This window comes from Paenibacillus bouchesdurhonensis (assembly GCF_900155685.1).
Lineage (GTDB): Bacteria > Bacillota > Bacilli > Paenibacillales > Paenibacillaceae > Fontibacillus > Fontibacillus bouchesdurhonensis.
Genome location: NZ_LT732547.1, coordinates 995,453 through 997,397, shown reverse-complemented (window position 1 = coordinate 997,397; position 1,945 = coordinate 995,453). Strand labels below are relative to the sequence as shown.

Annotated in this window: 2 protein-coding genes and 1 rRNA gene; all 3 read right to left on the bottom strand. The window is 41.5% G+C overall.

All coding sequences use genetic code 11. The features are described from left to right. Nucleotides 1-238 (bottom strand): 16S ribosomal RNA (locus CZ379_RS04105); the annotation flags it as partial. Between the two features lie 389 nt (nt 239-627). Further along, nucleotides 628-1,335: a class D sortase gene (locus CZ379_RS04100; protein ID WP_234404801.1), complete on the bottom strand. Its 708-nt coding sequence runs from the start codon at nt 1,333-1,335 to the stop codon at nt 628-630. A gap of 151 nt (nt 1,336-1,486) precedes the next feature. Further along, the coding region (locus CZ379_RS26575) for an LPXTG cell wall anchor domain-containing protein (protein WP_234404800.1) at nt 1,487-1,945 on the bottom strand (459 nt) is incomplete at its 5' end.

The window sequence follows — 1,945 nt, the reverse complement described above, 5'->3', positions numbered from 1 at the left end:
CCTTAGTGACAGATTGCTCCGTCTTTCATTGCTTCTTCATGCGAAAAAGCAAATTATCCGGTATTAGCTAACGTTTCCGCTAGTTATCCCAGGCTGAGGGGCAGGTTGCCTACGTATTACTCACCCGTCCGCCGCTAAGTTATTTCGGAAGCAAGCTTCCAAAACAACTTCGCTCGACTTGCATGTATTAGGCACGCCGCCAGCGTTCGTCCTGAGCCAGGATCAAACTCTCCATTAAAGGATCGGAAGGAATCTCTTAACCGAAGGTCATGAGGTGTTCCATCCGAGATGAAAGGAAGTATTACCCGAAGGAAAATTCTCTTTCAGCTAAGTGTTTGACTTGCTCATTTTGAATCTGACGAGATCAGATTTGCATCTGACTCTATTTTTTTTAGATTTCACTTCCGTGAAACCCGCTCACTCGTTGTTCAGTTTTCAAAGATCAACTTTGTTTCTCGTGCGTCGCTGTGTTTCAGTGACAACTCTTATAATATAACACGTTAATTTCTAAATAGCAAGCATTTTTTTAATATACTTTTATTTAGATGCACCGCTGTGAAACGGTATTAATTAATATATCAGATGTTTATCCTAAACGCAATTTAAAAAATATGGATACACGTTGAATTAAGATTCCTTGAGCTTCGCTCTCACAATAAGTCGATGAGTGGGGTTCACTAGTGGCTCACATGTAATTAGGGTAAGGACTGCTTCATCGTTTGCTCCTCTTTTTAACACAGAAACATCTGTAGGTTTAACGATAGAAACTTTGTCCGTCTCATACACATAAATTTGTTTTCCAACCTCGACGACTATCTCATCACCGATTTCTATTTCATTGAGACGATTAAATAGCCTCCCCTTTGTTTTTGCGCGATGAGCAGCAATCGCTGCATTGCCCTGCACTCCCAAAGGATCCGTTTCTTTCAAATGTGCTGCTGCGTATTTCATATTGGTTTTTGTAGCCCCCTCTAAAACCGGCAGATTAAGCTTTATTTTTGCAATTTTAATGACAGCAATTGCTTTTGAACGGTCTGTCCCGGATACTGAAGTTTTTTTCTCCTGTCTCTGCGGAACATCTTCATCGGATAGATCATTATTCGTTCCTCTCTCATTAATCGAATCCTCCAATACTTTGGATGTATTTTGATATTCTAAAAGAAGGCGCTGATCGATTGCTGCATCGTTAAATTCAATACTTTCAGAATCGCCATTATTAGCAATCGATTGCAGAAGTTCTTGAGTTTGAATATTTTCATAATATTCATTAGCCTGGGGAAATAACATAATAAGCAAGCCAAGCACGATCAAGGTATAGGCAATTACTCTTCTCATAAATAGGGAAATCTCCTTCAATTGAAATTCTCTTCTAAATTTAATTCTTCTATATAAAGAGCAAACAACCGTTCAAGGAAACGATATACTTACTGGCTTTAAAATAAAGAAGTAAAGAGGGTAGCCTCCTTACTTCTTTTTTAATTTAGTTTTAGTACGTTTTTTTGCTTTTTCTTCTGAAAACTACCCCAACAATTGCAGTGGCGAGCCCAATAATATAGTACGGCAAGGAACTGGCTTCACCTGTTTTGGGCAATGTATCTAAGGATTCTTCTTCCGGTTTTTGCGTAATTTCTGGCTTGCTTGTAGGTGGTTGATCCTCTGGCTCTGTATCCGGTAATATTTCATCCATCAATGGGGCTATTGTTGGAGTAGGTACCGGATTCACTGGTGGAGTTGGACTTGGAGTTGGACTTAGGGTTGGACTTAGGGTTGGACTTGGGGTTGGTGTCCAAACATATCCGCCCCCACTTGAGCCAGATGACGGTGTTGATGTGGGACTTGGTGTTGTTGTCGGCGTTGGTGTCTCCGTCGGGGTCGGCGTTTCTGTCGGCGTTGGTGTCTCCGTCGGGGTTGGCGTTTCTGTCGGCGTCGGTGTCTCCGTCGGGGT